Consider the following 17,813-nt stretch of genomic DNA (forward strand, 5'->3'; position numbering starts at 1 on the left):
ATGCTCGCCATTGTTATCACGCTTATCCTCGGAGTCGGGGCAATTGCTTGGCTACTTTCAAGTCGTTGGCGCAAAACCTTGCACCGCCGCCGAGTTACGGCCAAACCCTTTCCTAAAGAATGGCGCAGCATTCTCAAAAAAAGACTGCCTTACTTCCATGCGTTACCAACAGATTTACAGCTACAGCTCAAACGGCTTATCCAAATCTTCATCGATGAAAAGGAGTTTGTTGGCTGCGATGATTTCGAGATCACCGATGAAGTCAGAGTCACTATTGCAGCACAGGCGTGCCTCCTGCTGCTCAATCGAAAAACAGACTTTTACCCTAAACTGAAACAAATTTTGGTCTATCCCGATGCCTTTATCGTTAATAATCAACATAGAGACACGAGCGGTATCGTGTGGGAACAGCGCAATGTGCTGGCGGGCGAATCTTGGGAATACGGCAAAGTGGTGCTCTCGTGGAAAAATACTTTAGACGGCGCCGCCGATCCCCACGATGGCAATAATGTCGTGATCCACGAGTTTGCCCATCAGCTCGATCAAGAAGACGGCCAAGCCAATGGCGCGCCGATACTGCAACATTTTGCCGATTACAGCACTTGGTCAGAAGTGCTAAGTAAAGCCTTCATCCAATTACAGCACAGCGCAAACTTTGGCATACCCTCAATATTTAATTACTATGGTGCGACGAATCCCGCTGAATTTTTTGCCGTTATTACTGAAGTCTTTTTTGAAAAGCCAGAGGATTTCTACCAACAACACCCAGACTTGTATCGGGAACTGAGCCGCTTTTATCAACTCGATCCGATAAACTGGCATTAACCCATAAAAGTAGAGGCACACTAAATGCTCAAAGACACTCATGCATTAACAGTTAAGAGTTCCAATATTAATCGCCACGTAAATGCCAGTCGTACCATTCATATTCATCGCGCCAGCTTGGGGTTACTGCTCAGTGCGTTAATGCTCGGCGGCCTTAATGTAAGCGCACAGGCACAGGACTCACAAGACACTCAAGTCCAAGGCGCTGCAACGACTTCGAATCCTGATCAACAAGCTGCGGCTCAGGTGTTGGATTTACTCAACCAATATTCAAGCGATGCCGATTGGGATAAGTATTTTGCCCTGTACCGAAAAGACGGCATTTTTATTGGGACGGATGCGAGTGAGCGTTGGGGAATGGCGGAGTTTGAACATTATTCCCGCCCGACAAAAGGTTGGCGCTATGATTTAACGAAGCGGCATTTAATCCAACATGGCGACGTCATATTGTTCGACGAGTTATTAAATAGCCCCGCCTATGGCGTCAGCCGAGGAACCGGTACTTTGATCAAAACCGATGGTAACTGGAAAATTGCGCAATACCACTTAAGTTTCCCAATCCCCAATGAGATAGCGAAACAGATCACTATCGAGATCAAAGCCGCAAATAAACAATAATGCCGCACTCCGCCGAATAGGGTTTCGAAAGCGTACAATTTAGAAAAAGTGCGATTTCGATAGCATCACTGATTCAAATTGTACGGTTTCAAATTGTACGCTTTCAAAAAACCAGCTTTAAGAGAAAGCAGCTAACAGCGAACGCTATCTCAAGGACACGGTAAAACACACATTCGCCAATTGGGAGAAGTGGATAAAACTTTGAAAATCCACTTCATCAAATGCCCTTTGTGAAGGACCACGATCAGCATAATAAAACCCGATCACTTTGCTGTCGATCAACAAAGGCGCCAGTAAAAAGCCCTGCCGTGACACGTGCCGAGCCTGTAATTCCTTGCACTGCTCCTGCCATTTTTTAGAGCTGGGATCGTCTACCCAAAGCGGCACCTTATGCTCCATTGCTTGATGAAATAGCCCACGTTTGTCACTCAAATCGATAATAAACTCTTGTTTTATCGCATCGGCATCAGGGCCCAATATCACCCTAGGTTGGAGCTGTTTACGGCTGGGCGATAACAACAAAACACCGCAGCGGTCAACACCCACGCCCTCAAGAATACCTTCAAGAACCGTCTGCATTATCTGATTGAAATCTGCTTTATTAATGGCAAAACCTGTCAATTCACGCAACTTAGCTAACTGAATATTCAAGTTAACTTGATAGACTGGCATATCTAACGGAATGGGAGGTAGATCGGGTTCAGCGGCGACAATACGTTTAGGATCGGGCAAATAATCGAGCAACACTTTAGCACCGTACACTTCTGCCAACTTATGGGTCGCATTCGCGCAGCGTTGCATCCGCAACAAAAACTCATTTTCTTCTAGCCCTGTAAAACTCGCCGCTTGAGTCATACGCTTTGCTAACTCCAGCTTATCGAGAACGGGTTGCGATAAAATGTCGCAGAGCTTATCGGCAAGAAAAATAGCCCGAATATCTGGCCGCTGGTCCTCTGGATAATTCAACGCTTGGATCAGCAACTCTCCCAATCCCCAATTGCGGGCAATACTCTGGGTGAGCTGCAAAAAAGAAGCACCAAGGGCTTCGCGGGTAGCACTTCTCTCTTCGGCGGGCGTTTCACATTGGCTGAGTGTTAAGTCTAATTCTTCGGTAAATTCGCCCCCAATACTCCAAAAAGCGCTCTCGCCGATGTGATACAACAAAGAGGCAATAAAGGCTTCCTCCTGCATCTCCTCGTCATGATGACTCAACATCATCCGCGCCATCATAGCCGCTTGAAATGCTTTGGCCATCAATTTAATTAACCTTTGATAGACATTGGGCGCGAGATTTTTACTCTCCAACAAGCTTGAAAGTAACTTAGCTGTGATACAGATATTTCGAACCGCATCGAAACCCAGCACTATGGCGGCGCGGCTAACGGTGGAGATTTGGCTACTCCCCTTATGATAAATAGCACTATTGGCAACTCGAAGAATACGAGAGGTTAAGGCGTTATCGTGCATCACGCTACGCCCAAGTAATGCGAGAGAGGAAACGTCATCCTTGGCGAGCTTTTCTAGCGATTTAACAGTCGAACACAGTGCGGGCATTTCTAATTCACTGATCCGATTTGTCCAATAATCGACCCCTTTATTAGTATTGTTATTAGGCTTCAACCCAAATTTACCTTAGCAATAAAACCTTGTTGTTTTGAGTATAGATAAGCACACATATTTCGCCCGTGGTCTAAGGCTTGTTTTCACCAATCAACAGTTGATTGTTCAATAATTCAACACCTAGTTGTACCCGCAAATAAAAATGCCCGAGACAAAGCTCGGGCATTTAGAGGTTTAAAAACAAGCTGCGTTTAGGCAGTGAAGTACTGCTTAACAACACGCAACACTTTATCTATATCCTGACGGCTGACATCTTTGTGAGTCACAAGCCGAATCGTTCGCCCAGGGCTTATCAGAATGCCTTCCGCTCGACAGTGTTTTGCCAATAAATCCGCATCAACTTTAGGCGCTAATTTGGCAAATAACATATTGGTTTGTACTGCGGCTAAATCGACGTCGAACTCACTCAGCTCTGCCAACTGGTGAGCCAAATACGCCGCGTTGTCATGATCTTCACTCAGTCGTTGCACTTGCTCAGTTAAAGCAAGCTTACCTGCCGCTGCAAGTATCCCAGCTTGACGCATACCGCCACCAAGCATTTTACGCCAACGAATGGCTTTCTTAATCAAACGCTCGTCACCTAAGAGTAATGAGCCGACTGGCGCACATAACCCTTTGGACAGGCAAATCGACACAGAATCAAAGTGCGCCGTGATATCACTTATCGCGATATTCTGCGCCACCGCAGCATTAGCAACTCGCGCACCGTCTAAATGAATTTTTAATCCGCGATTAAAGGCTAATGCCTGCGCATCCGCCAAATAGCTTTGCGGGATCACTTTACCGCCAATAGTATTCTCTAAACTGAGCAAACGCGTGCGGGCAAAGTGGATATCGTCAGGCTTAATGGCGGCTTCAATATCGGCCAAGGCAATGGTGCCATCGACTTGATTCAACAAAGGTTGAGGTTGAATGCTGCCTAAGACAGCGGCACCGCCACCCTCAAATTTATAGTTATGGGCCTGCTGGCCGCACAGATACTCATCACCACGCTCACAGTGGGCCATCAAAGCCAATAAATTCGCCTGCGTACCTGAACAGGTAAATAATGCGCTTTCAAAGCCAAACATCTCTGCGGCCATATCCTGCAAACTATTTACCGTGGGATCATCACCGTAAACATCGTCACCTACTTCGGCTCTGGACATGGCTAATCGCATCGCTGCTGTTGGCTGGGTAACAGTATCACTGCGTAAATCTATCATCTCGTCCTCAACTTAAGGTTTGGTTGGCGCTTAATGGGCTCAAGACTCTAGCGCCAAAGGCTTATTTTGTATAGTTTATCATCATGCTTACTAAGCATTTTACTGACTTCAAACGTGAATACATGGGCGAAGTGATGATCTGAATATTGGCTTCAACTAATAAAAACATAAACATACTCAAGATATTGCCGATATATGTCTGTAGACGAGTCGACACGTGAATGCGTTTCACTTGGCGAAATACGCCTAAGTCGATAGAATACCGCACTAAGATGGTCATGCTGCAACCATGCGATCACTTTAGTAATTTCGACTAGTACTTATCGTTCAATAGGTGATTTGTAGTGAAAAACTCCCAATCTCGATGGATTCAGCTGGTACTTTTACTATTAAGTTTAAGCCTGACATCGCAGGTATTCGCTTGGTCTGATACTGACCAAGATGGCGTGCCTGACATCAAAGATGCCTGCCCTAACACAGCGCCAGACACGCAAGTAATGGCCAATGGCTGTGTTGAAGAGGTCGAGGTGAAAGCGACTGCATCAGCAGATTGTAGTATGAGTAATCCCAATGCTGAGTTCAGCGCAGATTGTCATAATATTTCTACCGCTGTGGTGTATTTTGAATTTGCCATTGCCGAAGTTGACTTTTCGCAATGGAAAACTTTAGCCTTAGTGAAAGCATATTTAGCAGCGAATGATGTCGCACTAACCTTAGTGGGCCACACGGATATCGTTGGCACGCCTGAGTTTAATTATCAGCTGTCACTTCAGCGCGCTCAAAATGTGAAACGTATTTTGGTTGAAGATTATGGCTTTAATCCAAATCGCTTTACCGTAATGGGTAAAGGTATATCTGAACCTGCAGCGGACAACCGTTCTAGCGAAGGGCGCAGTTTAAATCGACGAGTACAATTTATCGTCAATAATAAATAGTTTTAGTTAGCGTATATTTAGGGAGTTATTCAATGGAAAACCTTGAAGGTTTATTAAAGCAAGCACCGGATCTGATTGTGACTTATGGCTTAAAAGTTTTATTTGCCATTATCATTTTCTTTGTTGGTAAATACTTTGCTGGCGTAGCGCAAAAGCTGGTTCGTAAATTACTGAACAGCCGTAAAGTTGATCCGACTGTTGTTTCATTTGTCGCAAACCTCACTTGGGCAATTGTGTTTGTTTTCGCAGTGATTGCCACCTTAGGCCAAATTGGCGTACAAACCGCATCATTGGTCGCCGTTATCGGTGCCGCTGGTTTAGCGGTGGGTTTAGCGCTACAGGGTTCTCTGTCTAACTTCGCATCGGGCGTGTTAATGGTGTTATTCCGCCCTTGCCGCGTTGGTGACTATATTGAAGCCGCTGGCATTGCCGGTACTGTTGATGAAATTACTATATTCTCAACCAAACTTCGCACACCAGACAACAAGGTTATTGTGGCGCCAAATTCATCCATCATGAATGGCACTATCACTAACTATTCGGCAATGGATACTCGCCGTATCGATTTAGTGATTGGCGTGTCTTATTCTGCCGATATCGCACTCACGAAGAAAATCTTAACTGAGATTTTAGACAACAACCAATATGTGTTAAAAGATCCATCATATACAGTTGGACTGGCTGAATTAGCGAACTCTTCAATTAATTTCGTGGTTCGCCCTTGGGTAAAAACGGCTGATTATTGGACGGCTCGTTTCCAACTGCTTGAGCAAATCAAAAATGCATTAGATGCAGCCGATATCGATATTCCATTCCCACAAATGGATATTCATGTCAAAGAGTTGCCACTCAACAAATAACCCTAAATGAATAACAAAGGTCGGCAATTGCCGGCCTTTTTTTATGGTTCCGCGTAGCATTTTAGCGTACCTTAAAGGACAGATATTAGCGAAGGCACAGATATTCATGTGCGAGGAAATCCAATGCAAAAATACGTATCATTTATAGCCGCCAGCTGCATTTATGGCTTAGTGTTGATAAGCCCCAATGTGCTTGCCAGTGAGAAAACCCAGGTTCTTATGGGTGAAAAAACCGTCACCTTGGAAGGCAAGTTACCTAAGCTGTCGCAAATGGCGCCAGGATTCAAAGTGGTTGATGATCATTTTGCGCCAGTCATGCTGAGTGACTTTAAGGGTAAAACTGTGCTGATAAGTGCCGTACCAAGCTTAGATACGGGCGTGTGTGCACTACAGACTAAACGTTTCAACAGCGAAGTGAGCCATTTTTCTGATGACGTGGTCATGTTAACTATCAGTGCCGATTTACCCTTCGCACAAAAACGTTTCTGCAAAGTAGAAAACGTAGATAAAATCAAAGTACTATCCGATTCTGTCTGGCGTGATTTTGGTGAAAAATATGGCTTGTTGATTCAAGATTACGGCTTGCTGGCGAGGGCTATTTTCATCATAGATGCCGAAGGTAAACTCCAATACCAAGAGTTAGTTCCGAATATCACCGAGCATCCTAACTATGATGCCGCACTTGAAGCGCTGAAAACTATTCAAGCCCAGCAGTAATTTACCGCTAAAAAACAGGGCAGCCTTAGCAGCCCTTTTGTTTTACGATTGTATATCTACGATTTTTTTACGATCTAATGTGTGTGCTGATCGCCATTGGCCTGATAATCAAAGGTCGGCATAGACCAATGATAGCGCAGCGCTAACATCCGCAGGCTAAAACCAACGCTCAGACAAATAACCAGATTAATCCACTCGGTTAATTGATAGGCTTTTAAGACGATATACAAGCCTGCCGTCAGTAGTGAAATCACCGCGTAGAGTTCTTTCTTAAAAATCAAAGGCACTTGATTACACAGGATATCGCGGATAACGCCACCAAAGACGCCCGTCACCAATCCCATCACCACGGCAATCGTTGGGCTAAATCCCAGCATTAAGGTCTTCTGCGCGCCCACGATAGAGAACACAGCTAAGCCTAAGGCATCGATAGCCAAAAATAACTTAGACAGATAACGCATCACAGGGGCGATAGCAACAGTGAGCAAAGAAGCGAATGCAATCGCAATAAGGTAATTCACGTGCTCAACCCAAATTAAGGGGTAATTGCCGAGCATCATGTCCCTTAGTGTGCCGCCACCAATCGCCGTTGCGCAGCCAATGATCACTACACCAAACAAATCCATCTGCTTGCGACCCGCCGCCAGAGCGCCCGTCATAGCCTCGGCAATGATACCAATCAACCAAAGTAATCCAATAATCTGCGTCTCATGCATCTTTGCTACTACCAACAAGGTAAAGAAACAGATTCTGCCTGAGAAACCCTCAGTTCTATAATGATTTTATTTTGAATTCATCATTAGAAAAATTAATTCATCATTTCATCAATAATAGATTTCCATTACCTACAACTACAAAATAGCACTGTATAAATTGTAAACAAAATAGCCAGTTATGCGTAAAACTACTTCTCACGTCTATTTAGATACCTAAAATTTTTAATAAGTATTAATAACGTAAATTCAATCAGATGATAAATAACTGCAGATCATCTAATCGAATGGGCAAAACGCATAAAAATCAGCCACAAAAAAGCGGCCCTCAGGCCGCTTAATTTTCATTCAAACTGAGTCAGAACTACTTAGTGTCAGGCTTAGGGGGATAATTTGCCATCACACTGCCCACCGCTTGATTGATGATCTGTACTCTTTCTTCTGGGGTATTTTTGTCGCGAATGGTATCGGCAACAGAACCACGCCAGATAAGCTTAGTCGTTTTATTATCAACTAAATCAATAATCAGCGTACCAACTTCATATTCTCTCACTGTAGTTTGGGTCTGCATATTGCCGCCCCAACCCCATCCTGGACCATAGTATGGGTTGTAGCCAAAATTACTATTGAAGGTATCAACATTGATTTTCTTGTCGACTTTGGTCAGGTAGTTAACCAATACATCAGCGTCTTTCGCATCGACTAATGTCATGCCTTTACTCGCTAACTGGCTATTAACCGCTTCTCTTACTCTTTGGTCCATCAAGCCATCAAGATGATATCCGGCAGAATCGGCTTTCTGAGCAACCCAAGCATAGGTTTTATATTGGGTAAAATTGGCGCTAGGATCATAGTCCCAACCAGACTTCATCGAGCTACAGGCACTTAATGCCAACACAGCTAAAGCTACAAAAATATTTTTCATCTTAATTTCCTCAGATGTTCGAACCGAACAAAGACAAGTATCAGAGATATGAATTTAGCTTACAGAGCAATCATCTGATCTACAACTCAATTGATTAAAAAGCAGCATCTCATTCAGCTTGACTTCAGCAAAACCAAAGATGATAATGATTATCAATTGAGATTAAGGGAGTAATGAAATGTACTGGTTTATTAGCGCGTTTTTGGTTGCATCAGCCATTTTCTTCCTTGCGCCAGAAAAAATCTCACTCGAGGCCAATAACGCTAAGATAAAGCGCCATTTGCCTGTCAGCTTACTGATTTTACCTCTTATTGTATTTGGCTGGTTGGTCATAGATACCGTCGCGAATGGCACTAATTATGCGACAGTCGCCGCATTCGGCTTTGTGACTACCGCCTGCTTAATTGCGTTACCTAAGCTACATAAATTTATTATGCCCAGCGCCTTACTGACCGCAGTGGCGCTGATCGTCATGGTCTTTATGCGCATGAATTAAAACGGCTGAAAACGCTCCCTTTTTCAAAAATATGCTTACTTCCCTGCAAAGAGTTAGCATTTTGTTCAGACCACTTAAGGATAATCCTCAAGTGGTCTTTTTTTACCTCCCAGAACCCCTGCAAATTTGATAAACTCAACGGGTATAAGTCATCTTTTAACACCAATGAATGAAATCTATGAAAGCAGATCCTAATGTATCCTTAGTGTACAGCACCGACAAAGGCCGTATTAATGCAGAGCCCGTCACTAAAGTGATTCCTGAATCCGACGGTATAGTCAGGATCCATAGAGACAGTAAGGGCCGCAAAGGCAAAGGCGTTTCGATAATCTCAGGCCTAGGTCTCGATGAAACCGCGTTAAAAGCAATGGCTCAGACCCTTAAAAAACAATGTGGTTGTGGTGGAACGGTTAAAGATTTCACTATTGAGGTCCAAACCGATAACCGCGAGCAATTAAAGCTATTGCTTGAGAAGCAGAACTACAAAGTTAAATTAGCTGGCGGTTAATCTCGCCCGACTTAGCAATATAGCAGCATGCTAGATCAACTTAGCCACATCGAACGGAGTAGTTTAATGGAGAGTCTGCAGAACCATTTCTTAATTGCCATGCCTTCACTGCACGATACGTTTTTTGAACGCTCAGTCATCTATATCTGTGAACATGATGCCAAAGGCGCCATGGGACTGGTGATCAATAAACCGCTCGGTATCGAAGTTAATTCGCTATTAGAACAAATGGATTTACCAGCTGAACAAGTCTCCACCGATTTAGCGTTCAATGCCAACGTCATGATGGGCGGACCCGTTTCCCAAGATCGTGGCTTCGTACTGCATACCTCTCAGCCCTATTGGGCCAACAGCACAGATCTGGGTTGTGGTTTAATGCTAACCACCTCACGCGATGTGTTAACCGCGATTGGAAGCAACAGATCGCCAGAGAAATTCCTCGTCGCCTTAGGATATGCTGGATGGAGCAAAGATCAGCTCGAACAAGAGCTTGCCGATAATTCTTGGCTAACGATTCCAGCAACCAATGCACTCTTGTTTGACATTAAACACGAAGACCGTTGGCCACAGGCCAGCCGAGCTCTTGGATTTGATGCTTGGCAGGTTTCAGCTCAAGCGGGTCACGCTTAAGCCTATTTCTTAATATAAGTCAGCACACTATGAATTCGAAAACCGTATTAGGCTTTGATTTTGGCACTAAAAGTATTGGTGTGGCTATAGGCCAAGAAATCACCGCTAGCGCCACGCCATTATTGTCAATCAAAGCCGTCGATGGGATCCCCAACTGGGATCAGATAGGCGATTTAATCAAAGAGTGGCAACCCGACCTAGTGGTTGTTGGTCTGCCCTTAAACATGGATGGCACTGAGCAAGATATGACCCACAGGGCGCGTAAATTTGCGAACCGTATCAATGCTAAGTTCAAAGTCAAAATAGCCACTCAAGATGAGCGATTAACCACTACCGATGCTAAGGCAAGATTATTCGAGTTAGGCGGATTCAAGGCGCTCACCAAAGGCCAAGTCGATGCTGTGTCTGCCGTACTGATTATTGAAAGCTACTTCGAAAATAACTTCAGCAAGTAATGCTACAATAAAAAACCATATATAAAGAAAAGGATAAGTTGCCTTATCCTTTTCAGTTTTATGTTTAACCCGATAAATTACCGGATCAAAAATGTGGCTTCACTAAGTTGGCCATCATAGTAATGTGCGCATCATCATCGTTTAGTGCAGCAATGTAACGGAACTTCTCACCACCCGCCTCGGCAAAGAGATGACCATTCTCACCAACAATTTCTTCCAGCGTTTCTAAACAATCGGCGCTAAAAGCCGGGCAAACGATAGCAATATCGCGCACGCCTTGTTGCGGCAACGCTTTCAAAGTCGCATCGGTATAAGGTTGTAGCCATTTAGCTTTACCAAAACGCGATTGGAATGTCATTACAAACTCATCTTTGCCTAACCCAAGCTTTTCGGTAACCAGTCGAGTCGTTTTCATGCAGAAGCAATAATACGGATCGCCTAAATGCAAATTACGCTCAGGCATACCATGGTAAGACAACACCAATTTTTGCGGTTTACCATGGGCTTCAAAATCAGCCGTGATCGAACTCGCTAACGCGTTAATAAAATCAGCATTATCATGATAAGTATTAATAAAATGCAACGATGGAATATAGCGCCACTTGGACAACTCAGCCGCAATAGCATCAAAAGCAGAACCCGTAGTTGGCGCCGCATATTGAGGATACAGGGGTAACACCACGATTTTATCAATGCCATTTTGATGCATAGTTTGCAAGGTACTGGCGACCGATGGACTGCCATAACGCATGGCTAAATGGACAGAAACATCATGGTTATCGGCGTTAAGTTTATCCGCTAACTTCGCCGTTTGACGCAAACTAATGTCCATTAACGGTGAGCCGGCCGCTGTCCATACCTTCTGGTATAACGCCGCCGATTTTGCAGGGCGTACCCGCAAAATGATCCCGTGTAAAATCATCATCCACACTAATTTAGGAATTTCGACTACGCGGGGATCCGCTAAGAACTCAGCTAGATAACGCCTAACAGCCGATGCTGTGGGTGCATCTGGCGTACCTAAATTTAATAACAGCACGCCCACTTTGCCGCGCTGTCCGTGTCCAACTTCTTTGGATAAGCCTGAAAATTTAGCCAAAACAGCCTCTTAATTAATAAATACTTATAAAATTAAAGTACAGATTCTATTGCTTGCTTAAGCTCTTCGCTATCTGGCTTCACTTTAGAATTGAACTGTTGCACAAGTGCGCCATCGCGGCTAACGACATACTTGTAAAAATTCCACTTAGGCGCACCGGTTTTTTCGGCTAAGTATTTAAATACGCTATTGGCGTCACTGCCACGCACAGCCGAAGTCGACAGCATAGTGAAAGTGACACCGTAATTGATGTAACACACCTTAGCCGTGTCTTTCTCATCATTTTCTTCTTGGAAAAAATCATCCGATGGGAAACCAATTACCACTAAGCCTTTGTCTTTATAGTTTTCATGCAATGCTTCGAGCGCTTTAAACTGCGGGGTGTAGCCACAGTTACTGGCAGTGTTAACAATCAACACGGGTTTTCCCTGAGTCAATTCACACAGATTAACTGTTTCTTCAGAATGTAATTTTCGTACTTCAAGGTTCAGGTATTCTGGACAAGTGGTCGCCATAGCACCAGCACTCATCAAGCTCGCTGTCATAGCGAATATCATAGGTAATTTTTTCATTGCTTTCTCCTTTACCGGTACATTACGTAAACGCACTAAGTAAAGATCATATTGAATTAAAAAATAAAAGCTATGGTTAACCACCACATAGCGATGAAGTAAAACCGATTGAGCTGAACGAAAATCTAATAACACCAATAAAAAGCAGCCCATAAAGAGCTGCTGAATCCAGAACCTAACTCTCGCGTTAGTCCATGTCTAAGGTGACACCTTCCATAAATCCTGAACCAGTGGATTCTTTATTCTGCAATTTAATCATCAAACGTAAATCGTTAGGCGAATCAGCATGATGCAGCGCATCGGCGTAACTAATCTCGCCATCAATATAAAGTTTGAGCAAGGCCTGATCGAACGTCTGCATGCCCTGCTCGTTGGATTTGGCCATGGTTTCTTTGAGTAAGTGCAGCTCGTTTTTCGCAATTAAACTTGCCACCCTTGGGGTGTTAATCAAGACTTCAATCGCGGCGCGGCGCCCTGTGCCATCGACTTTTGGGATCAATTGCTGAGCCACAATACCGCGCAAATTCAATGACAAATCGAACAACAATTGTTGATGTTTACTCTCAGGCACGAGATGCATAATCCGGTCTAATGCTTGGTTGGCATTGTTGGCATGCAAGGTTGCCATACAAAGGTGACCCGTTTCCGCAAATGACAACGCGAACTCCATCGTTTCTTGGGTACGAATTTCACCAATCAAGATCACATCGGGGGCTTGGCGAAGAGAGCTTTTTAGCGCCGCATCAAAAGACTCAGTATCTATGCCGACTTCACGTTGGGTGATAATACTTTTTCTGTGGTCGTGAACAAATTCGACGGGATCTTCGATAGTTAAAATATGACCACGGGCATGGGCATTGCGATAGCCTACCAAGGCCGCTAAGGACGTTGACTTACCCGTCCCCGTTCCGCCCACCATAATGATAAGACCCCGTTTGCTCATCACCAGATCTTTCAGAATGGGTGGCAGTTTTAAATCATCGACGTCAGGGATTTTAGTTTCGATACGGCGCATCACGCAGCCTGGCGATTCGCGCTGCCAAAAGGCGCTCACCCGAAAACGACCTAAATCCTTTGCCGCAAAAGCAAAGTTACACTCACGAGTCGAATGAAACTCTTGTTTCTGCGCTTCGGTCATTAAGGATTCAACAAAATCCAGTGATTGTGCCGGAGTAAAGGCACTTTCGGCCAAGGGACGCAACTCACCGTCAATCTTGGCACTCGGCGGAAAGCCAGCTGTGATAAACAAGTCGGAGGCTTTGCGCTCAACGATCACTTTTAAAAACGGAAGAACATCCATCATAAATCCTTAAAATGTCGCTTGTTTATTCGAACTCTTCGCCATTGCATCTTCACGGGTGATAAGACCGCGATTGACTAAGTTCTGTAAACATTGCTCTAAGGTCTGCATTCCGTGGGCCATACCGGTTTGAATCGCCGAATACATCTGCGCCACTTTGTCTTCACGAATAAGGTTACGAATAGCGGGAGTACCCATCATGATTTCATGGGCGGCGACACGGCCTCCGCCTACCTTTTTAATCAGGGTTTGCGAAATAACCGCTTGCAGCGATTCCGACAACATAGTGCGCACCATGTCTTTTTCACCGGCGGGGAATACGTCGACCACACGGTCAATGGTTTTCGCGGCTGAGGTGGTATGCAAGGTACCAAACACTAAGTGGCCCGTTTCTGCGGCGGTCATCGCCAAACGAATGGTTTCAAGGTCACGCATCTCACCGACTAAAATCACGTCCGGATCTTCACGTAGTGCGCTTCTAAGCGCCGCATTAAAGCTGTGGGTATGGCGGTGAACTTCACGCTGGTTAATCAAACATTGCTTATTTTGGTGTACGAATTCGATAGGATCTTCAATGGTTAAGATGTGATCGTGTCGATTTTCGTTAACGTAATCCACCATAGCGGCAAGTGTGGTACTCTTACCCGAACCTGTTGGCCCAGTCACTAGGACTAATCCCCGAGGGAAACTGGCGATTTTTTTAAAAATCTCCGGCGCACCTAATTGCTCAAGTGACAAGATGTCGCTAGGAATGGTACGAAATACGGCCGCAGCACCACGGGATTGATTGAATGCGTTAACACGAAAGCGTGCAAGATTAGGGACTTCGAACGAGAAATCGATTTCTAAATGTTCTTCGTAGTCCTTGCGCTGCTTATCATTCATTATGTCGTACACTAGGCTGTGTACGCCTTGGTGATCGAGCGCGGGCAGGTTAATTTTTCTCACTTCACCGTCGACACGGATCATGGGAGATATCCCTGCAGAAAGGTGTAGATCCGAGGCTTTGTGTTTTACACTAAATGCCAATAACTCAGTGATTTCCATCGTTTGGGATATCCTTGCAACTAGATAATTACATCATGACAACAATAGCAGACAGACTCGCAATCGCCCAGCGCAGGATCGCACAAGCGGCGCAAAAATGTGCACGCCAACCTAGCAGTATTCGCTTACTTGCCGTCAGCAAGACCAAACCTATTGAAGACATTATAGCAGCCTATCAAGCCGGTCAGCGTTGCTTTGGCGAAAACTATGTCCAAGAAGGCGCGGAGAAAATTACCGCACTCAAGGGGGATTTTCCGGACATTGAATGGCACTTTATCGGGCCACTCCAATCCAACAAAACTAGCATAGTCGCCCAGCATTTCGATTGGATGCACACAGTCTCGCGCGACAAAATTGCCCAACGTCTCAATGACCAACGTCAAGCTGAATTAGCGCCATTAAACATCTGCATTCAAATTAATATCAGTGCTGAAGACACAAAATCTGGCATAGATGCGGCGCAAATGCTGCCACTGGCAGAGCTTATCGCTCAGTTACCTAATCTCGCACTGAGAGGCCTAATGGCGATCCCAACGGCTACCGCAGATACTGAGTTACAGCTTAAAGAGTTTTCTATGTTAAACAATCTATTTCAAGAACTTAAATCGCATTACCCTAGTGTAGACACGCTTTCCATGGGGATGAGTAATGACCTAGATGCAGCGATTAGCTGCGGTTCAACTATGGTGCGCATTGGCAGTGCCATTTTTGGTGAGCGAAATTACGCGGCGTAAACTCACCCGAGGCATGAAGTTCGAGGTCAGTGTACGAGCTTGACCTTGTTTTTAGCGCTTTATGCCCAAATACTGTATTTAAGTTCACGACATTTAAGATCAATTAGCGAGAGTCGACTAATCTGGCTCTGACATTCAAATGACTAACCGTTATATCATCTTGATTTAAGGTGAGTCTGTTACAAATTAACGGTTAACACACTGAAGAGAATCAAATGGATCAACAGAAAATCTGCTTTATCGGTGCCGGCAACATGACGCGCAGCATCATCAGTGGCCTAGTTCATAGCGGCTATCCTGCTCAACTCATCCAAGCGACCAATCCTAGCCAAGGCAAACTCGATGCACTAAAAGCCGATTTAGGCATTTTGGTTTCTCAAGACAATTTAACCGCAGCGCAAGCTGCCGATGTCATAGTACTGTCGGTAAAACCGCAATTGATGCAGCAAGTGTGTGAAGCATTACAAACGGTCGATATGTCGCAAAAGTTAGTCATCACTATCGCTGCAGGCATTAAAGCAAAGCGTTATACCGATTATCTGGCGCAGGATATTAAACTTATTCGCGCCATGCCCAATACACCGATGCAGATTAGTGTGGGTATGACAGGCCTCTATGCGCCTCAGGCTATTTCTACCGAGCAAAAAGCCATTTGCGATCGTTTGATGTCTAGCGGCGGCGAAATTGTGTGGGTTAATGAAGAGTCAGAATTAGATCAAGTGATTGCACTATCGGGCAGTTCACCGGCTTATTTCTTTTTGCTAATGGAGTCTATGATAGATGCAGGCAAAGAAATGGGAATGGATGAAGACAAAGCCAGAACTTTAGTGCAGCAAGCCGCGCTCGGCGCTGCTATGATGGCAAAGCAAAATCCACAACTGACCTTAGGTAATCTAAGGGAGAATGTCACCTCAAAGGGCGGTACCACCGCACAGGCGCTGGCGACATTTGAAGCTGCGGATATGCGTGGTTTAGTAAAAAAAGCCATGGAAAACTGCATTAAACGTGCAGAAGAAATGGCTAAGACATTTTAATTTCCACTAACGCGTTTTTATATCGGACTTTAATAGGTAGAAATCTCGATGAATGCATTTACCTTTTTAATCACCACACTATTCGACTTATATTTGATGGTGGTGATTTTGCGGATTTGGCTGCAACTGGCAAGGGCGGATTTTTACAATCCTTTTAGCCAATTTATTGTCAAAGCGACTCACCCGCTCATCGCACCAATGCGCCGTATTCTGCCTTCCTTAGGACGGTTTGATACCGCATCATTCGTCCTCGCATTGCTGGTCGTGATGGTCAAAGTGCTACTGATAAGCCTGATTGCGGGCGGTGGCATAGACATAATGCTGTTTCTAATGTTTGCCGTTGTGTCTGTGGTCAAGAAAGCGGGGGTCTTACTGTTTTGGATGCTGTTGATACGCGCAATATTAAGTTGGTTTAACCAAGGTTATAACCCAATTGTGATGATCATGGGTCAGTTAACTGAACCCGTATTAGCCCCAATCCGCCGTATCATACCGCCAATTGGTGGCTTAGATTTATCTGTGATGTTAGTAATTATAGGTATGAATTTCCTCAATATGTTACTTGCTCAATATGTTCCTTATTGGGCTGTGATCTAATGAGTGCAGTGACTTTGCAGCAAGGTGACTTGCTGCTTAATCTCTACATTCAGCCTAAGGCCAGCCGAGATCAAATTGTAGGACTGCACGGTGATGAGCTAAAAGTCGCCATCACTGCGCCGCCTATCGACGGTAAGGCCAATGCCCATTTAAGCAAGTATTTAGCAAAGACTTTTAAAGTGCCAAAGAGCGACATTCATATAATGAAAGGTGAACTTGGTCGGCATAAGCAAATCCGCGTGATTGACCCAAAGATCATCCCAAGTGTCATTACTGAGCTGATGGGACAAACTAGCTGAGCTAATGCTGTTGAAAGGCTGAAAACCAAAAAATTTCGTTGAATGCGGTTAATTTATCGATAAACAGATAAACATAAACAATAATCACAGCGACCTATACTCAAACATTCCCTAATATGAGGTATCCCATCATGTTCCGTAATATTCTGGCTGTATTAGCCCTCACCGCTAGCCTTTGTGGTGTTGCAAACGCAGAGCAAAAAGAAACTGTCGGCAATTTTGACATTCATTACATGGCACTTGGCAGTACATTTTTAACGCCTAGCATAGCCAAATCCTATGGCATTCAACGTAGTAGCTATACAGGCATTATCAACATTGCGGTGTTAGATATCAGCGAAGCGAATAAACCCGCAGTACCCGTTGAAATTACCGGTGTCGCCAACAACTTATTAGATGCTCGAATCAACTTAACCTTCAAAGAGATCCGTGAAGGAGATGCGATTTATTATATTGCCGAAGTCCCTTACCGCGATGATCAGGAGATCAACTTCAATATCGCGATCAAGCATGGTAATCAATTAAATACCAACTTGCAGTTCAAGCAAAAATTCTACGTCGAATAAGCCAAGCTGAGATTACCGCAAGACAAAAGCCCACTTTGGGACGGTACAAGTCAGTACC

At 44.5% G+C, this 17,813-nt stretch carries 23 protein-coding genes; 14 read left to right on the top strand and 9 right to left on the bottom strand.

Translation table 11 applies throughout. The annotated features are described in order from the left end of the window. The gene (locus Q4Q50_RS06070; protein WP_311898824.1) at positions 1-825 is read left to right on the top strand and encodes a M90 family metallopeptidase; all 825 of its coding nucleotides are present in this window, start codon (positions 1-3) and stop codon (positions 823-825) included. A gap of 24 nt (positions 826-849) precedes the next feature. Then, the gene (locus tag Q4Q50_RS06075; RefSeq protein WP_311898825.1) at positions 850-1,443 is read left to right on the top strand and encodes a nuclear transport factor 2 family protein; all 594 of its coding nucleotides are present in this window, start codon (positions 850-852) and stop codon (positions 1,441-1,443) included. A 144-nt stretch (positions 1,444-1,587) separates the two neighbouring features. Here the strand turns inward: Q4Q50_RS06075 and Q4Q50_RS06080 are convergent, their stop codons facing one another. The 3 genes from Q4Q50_RS06080 to Q4Q50_RS06090 form a co-directional block, all read right to left on the bottom strand. Further along, complete coding sequence (locus Q4Q50_RS06080) at positions 1,588-3,063, bottom strand: HDOD domain-containing protein (RefSeq protein WP_311898826.1); 1,476 nt, start codon at positions 3,061-3,063, stop codon at positions 1,588-1,590. Positions 3,064-3,254: 191 nt separating this feature from the next. Continuing rightward, positions 3,255-4,268 (bottom strand): low-specificity L-threonine aldolase, encoded by a 1,014-nt coding sequence (ltaE, locus tag Q4Q50_RS06085; protein ID WP_311898827.1) that lies wholly within the window; start codon positions 4,266-4,268, stop codon positions 3,255-3,257. Between the two features lie 61 nt (positions 4,269-4,329). Then, positions 4,330-4,548: a hypothetical protein gene (locus Q4Q50_RS06090; protein WP_126492442.1), complete on the bottom strand. Its 219-nt coding sequence runs from the start codon at positions 4,546-4,548 to the stop codon at positions 4,330-4,332. 64 nt (positions 4,549-4,612) lie between these two features. Here Q4Q50_RS06090 and Q4Q50_RS06095 point away from each other — a divergent pair, with 64 nt between their 5' ends. The 3 genes from Q4Q50_RS06095 (at position 4,613) to tpx (ending at position 6,780) form a co-directional block, all read left to right on the top strand. Further along, the gene (locus Q4Q50_RS06095; protein WP_311898828.1) at positions 4,613-5,203 is read left to right on the top strand and encodes an OmpA family protein; all 591 of its coding nucleotides are present in this window, start codon (positions 4,613-4,615) and stop codon (positions 5,201-5,203) included. 32 nt (positions 5,204-5,235) lie between these two features. Next, positions 5,236-6,063 (top strand): mechanosensitive ion channel family protein, encoded by an 828-nt coding sequence (locus Q4Q50_RS06100; protein ID WP_311898829.1) that lies wholly within the window; start codon positions 5,236-5,238, stop codon positions 6,061-6,063. 123 nt (positions 6,064-6,186) lie between these two features. Further along, the gene (gene tpx / locus Q4Q50_RS06105) at positions 6,187-6,780 is read left to right on the top strand and encodes a thiol peroxidase (protein WP_311898830.1); all 594 of its coding nucleotides are present in this window, start codon (positions 6,187-6,189) and stop codon (positions 6,778-6,780) included. Positions 6,781-6,854: 74 nt separating this feature from the next. Here the strand turns inward: tpx and Q4Q50_RS06110 are convergent, their stop codons facing one another. Beyond that, positions 6,855-7,496, bottom strand: coding sequence for a trimeric intracellular cation channel family protein (locus Q4Q50_RS06110; RefSeq protein WP_006082508.1), 642 nt, complete (start codon positions 7,494-7,496; stop codon positions 6,855-6,857). A 361-nt stretch (positions 7,497-7,857) separates the two neighbouring features. Continuing rightward, a complete protein-coding gene (locus Q4Q50_RS06115) occupies positions 7,858-8,418 on the bottom strand; it encodes a DUF4136 domain-containing protein (protein ID WP_006082509.1) in 561 nt (186 codons plus the stop codon). Positions 8,419-8,596: 178 nt separating this feature from the next. On the opposite strand from Q4Q50_RS06115, the gene Q4Q50_RS06120 reads away from it, so the two are divergent. The 4 genes from Q4Q50_RS06120 to ruvX all read left to right on the top strand — a co-directional run bounded on the left by Q4Q50_RS06120 (position 8,597) and on the right by ruvX (position 10,507). After that, on the top strand, positions 8,597-8,914 hold the full coding sequence (locus tag Q4Q50_RS06120) for a hypothetical protein (protein ID WP_311898831.1): 318 nt from the start codon (positions 8,597-8,599) through the stop codon (positions 8,912-8,914). 178 nt (positions 8,915-9,092) lie between these two features. Next, on the top strand, positions 9,093-9,422 hold the full coding sequence (gene yciH, locus Q4Q50_RS06125) for a stress response translation initiation inhibitor YciH (RefSeq protein WP_219253466.1): 330 nt from the start codon (positions 9,093-9,095) through the stop codon (positions 9,420-9,422). 66 nt (positions 9,423-9,488) lie between these two features. After that, positions 9,489-10,052 carry a YqgE/AlgH family protein gene (locus Q4Q50_RS06130; protein WP_006082512.1) on the top strand — a complete coding sequence of 188 codons (564 nt, stop codon included), beginning with the start codon at positions 9,489-9,491 and terminating at the stop codon, positions 10,050-10,052. A gap of 29 nt (positions 10,053-10,081) precedes the next feature. After that, positions 10,082-10,507, top strand: coding sequence for a Holliday junction resolvase RuvX (ruvX, locus tag Q4Q50_RS06135; protein WP_006082513.1), 426 nt, complete (start codon positions 10,082-10,084; stop codon positions 10,505-10,507). Between the two features lie 85 nt (positions 10,508-10,592). Here the strand turns inward: ruvX and hemH are convergent, their stop codons facing one another. The 4 genes from hemH to Q4Q50_RS06155 form a co-directional block, all read right to left on the bottom strand. Next, on the bottom strand, positions 10,593-11,606 hold the full coding sequence (gene hemH, locus Q4Q50_RS06140) for a ferrochelatase (protein ID WP_006085703.1): 1,014 nt from the start codon (positions 11,604-11,606) through the stop codon (positions 10,593-10,595). A 32-nt stretch (positions 11,607-11,638) separates the two neighbouring features. Further along, a complete protein-coding gene (locus Q4Q50_RS06145) occupies positions 11,639-12,178 on the bottom strand; it encodes a glutathione peroxidase (protein WP_311898832.1) in 540 nt (179 codons plus the stop codon). Between the two features lie 187 nt (positions 12,179-12,365). After that, positions 12,366-13,478 carry a PilT/PilU family type 4a pilus ATPase gene (locus Q4Q50_RS06150; protein ID WP_311898833.1) on the bottom strand — a complete coding sequence of 371 codons (1,113 nt, stop codon included), beginning with the start codon at positions 13,476-13,478 and terminating at the stop codon, positions 12,366-12,368. A 9-nt stretch (positions 13,479-13,487) separates the two neighbouring features. After that, the gene (locus Q4Q50_RS06155; RefSeq protein ID WP_006082517.1) at positions 13,488-14,525 is read right to left on the bottom strand and encodes a type IV pilus twitching motility protein PilT; all 1,038 of its coding nucleotides are present in this window, start codon (positions 14,523-14,525) and stop codon (positions 13,488-13,490) included. A 35-nt stretch (positions 14,526-14,560) separates the two neighbouring features. Here Q4Q50_RS06155 and Q4Q50_RS06160 point away from each other — a divergent pair, with 35 nt between their 5' ends. The 5 genes from Q4Q50_RS06160 (at position 14,561) to Q4Q50_RS06180 (ending at position 17,755) form a co-directional block, all read left to right on the top strand. Next, on the top strand, positions 14,561-15,259 hold the full coding sequence (locus Q4Q50_RS06160; protein ID WP_311898834.1) for a YggS family pyridoxal phosphate-dependent enzyme: 699 nt from the start codon (positions 14,561-14,563) through the stop codon (positions 15,257-15,259). Positions 15,260-15,474: 215 nt separating this feature from the next. Then, positions 15,475-16,293 (top strand): pyrroline-5-carboxylate reductase, encoded by an 819-nt coding sequence (gene proC, locus Q4Q50_RS06165; protein ID WP_311898835.1) that lies wholly within the window; start codon positions 15,475-15,477, stop codon positions 16,291-16,293. 48 nt (positions 16,294-16,341) lie between these two features. Further along, entirely contained in the window at positions 16,342-16,890 is a 549-nt protein-coding gene (locus Q4Q50_RS06170) for a YggT family protein (RefSeq protein ID WP_106649929.1), read from the top strand. After that, on the top strand, positions 16,890-17,189 hold the full coding sequence (gene yggU / locus Q4Q50_RS06175; RefSeq protein WP_012587167.1) for a DUF167 family protein YggU: 300 nt from the start codon (positions 16,890-16,892) through the stop codon (positions 17,187-17,189). The genes Q4Q50_RS06170 and yggU overlap by 1 nt, the downstream gene beginning before the upstream one ends. 131 nt (positions 17,190-17,320) lie before the next feature. Then, the gene (locus Q4Q50_RS06180) at positions 17,321-17,755 is read left to right on the top strand and encodes a DUF4426 domain-containing protein (protein WP_006082522.1); all 435 of its coding nucleotides are present in this window, start codon (positions 17,321-17,323) and stop codon (positions 17,753-17,755) included. Positions 17,756-17,813: the final 58 nt, after the last annotated feature.

The sequence above is a fragment of the Shewanella scandinavica genome (assembly GCF_031932065.1).
GTDB lineage: Bacteria > Pseudomonadota > Gammaproteobacteria > Enterobacterales > Shewanellaceae > Shewanella > Shewanella baltica.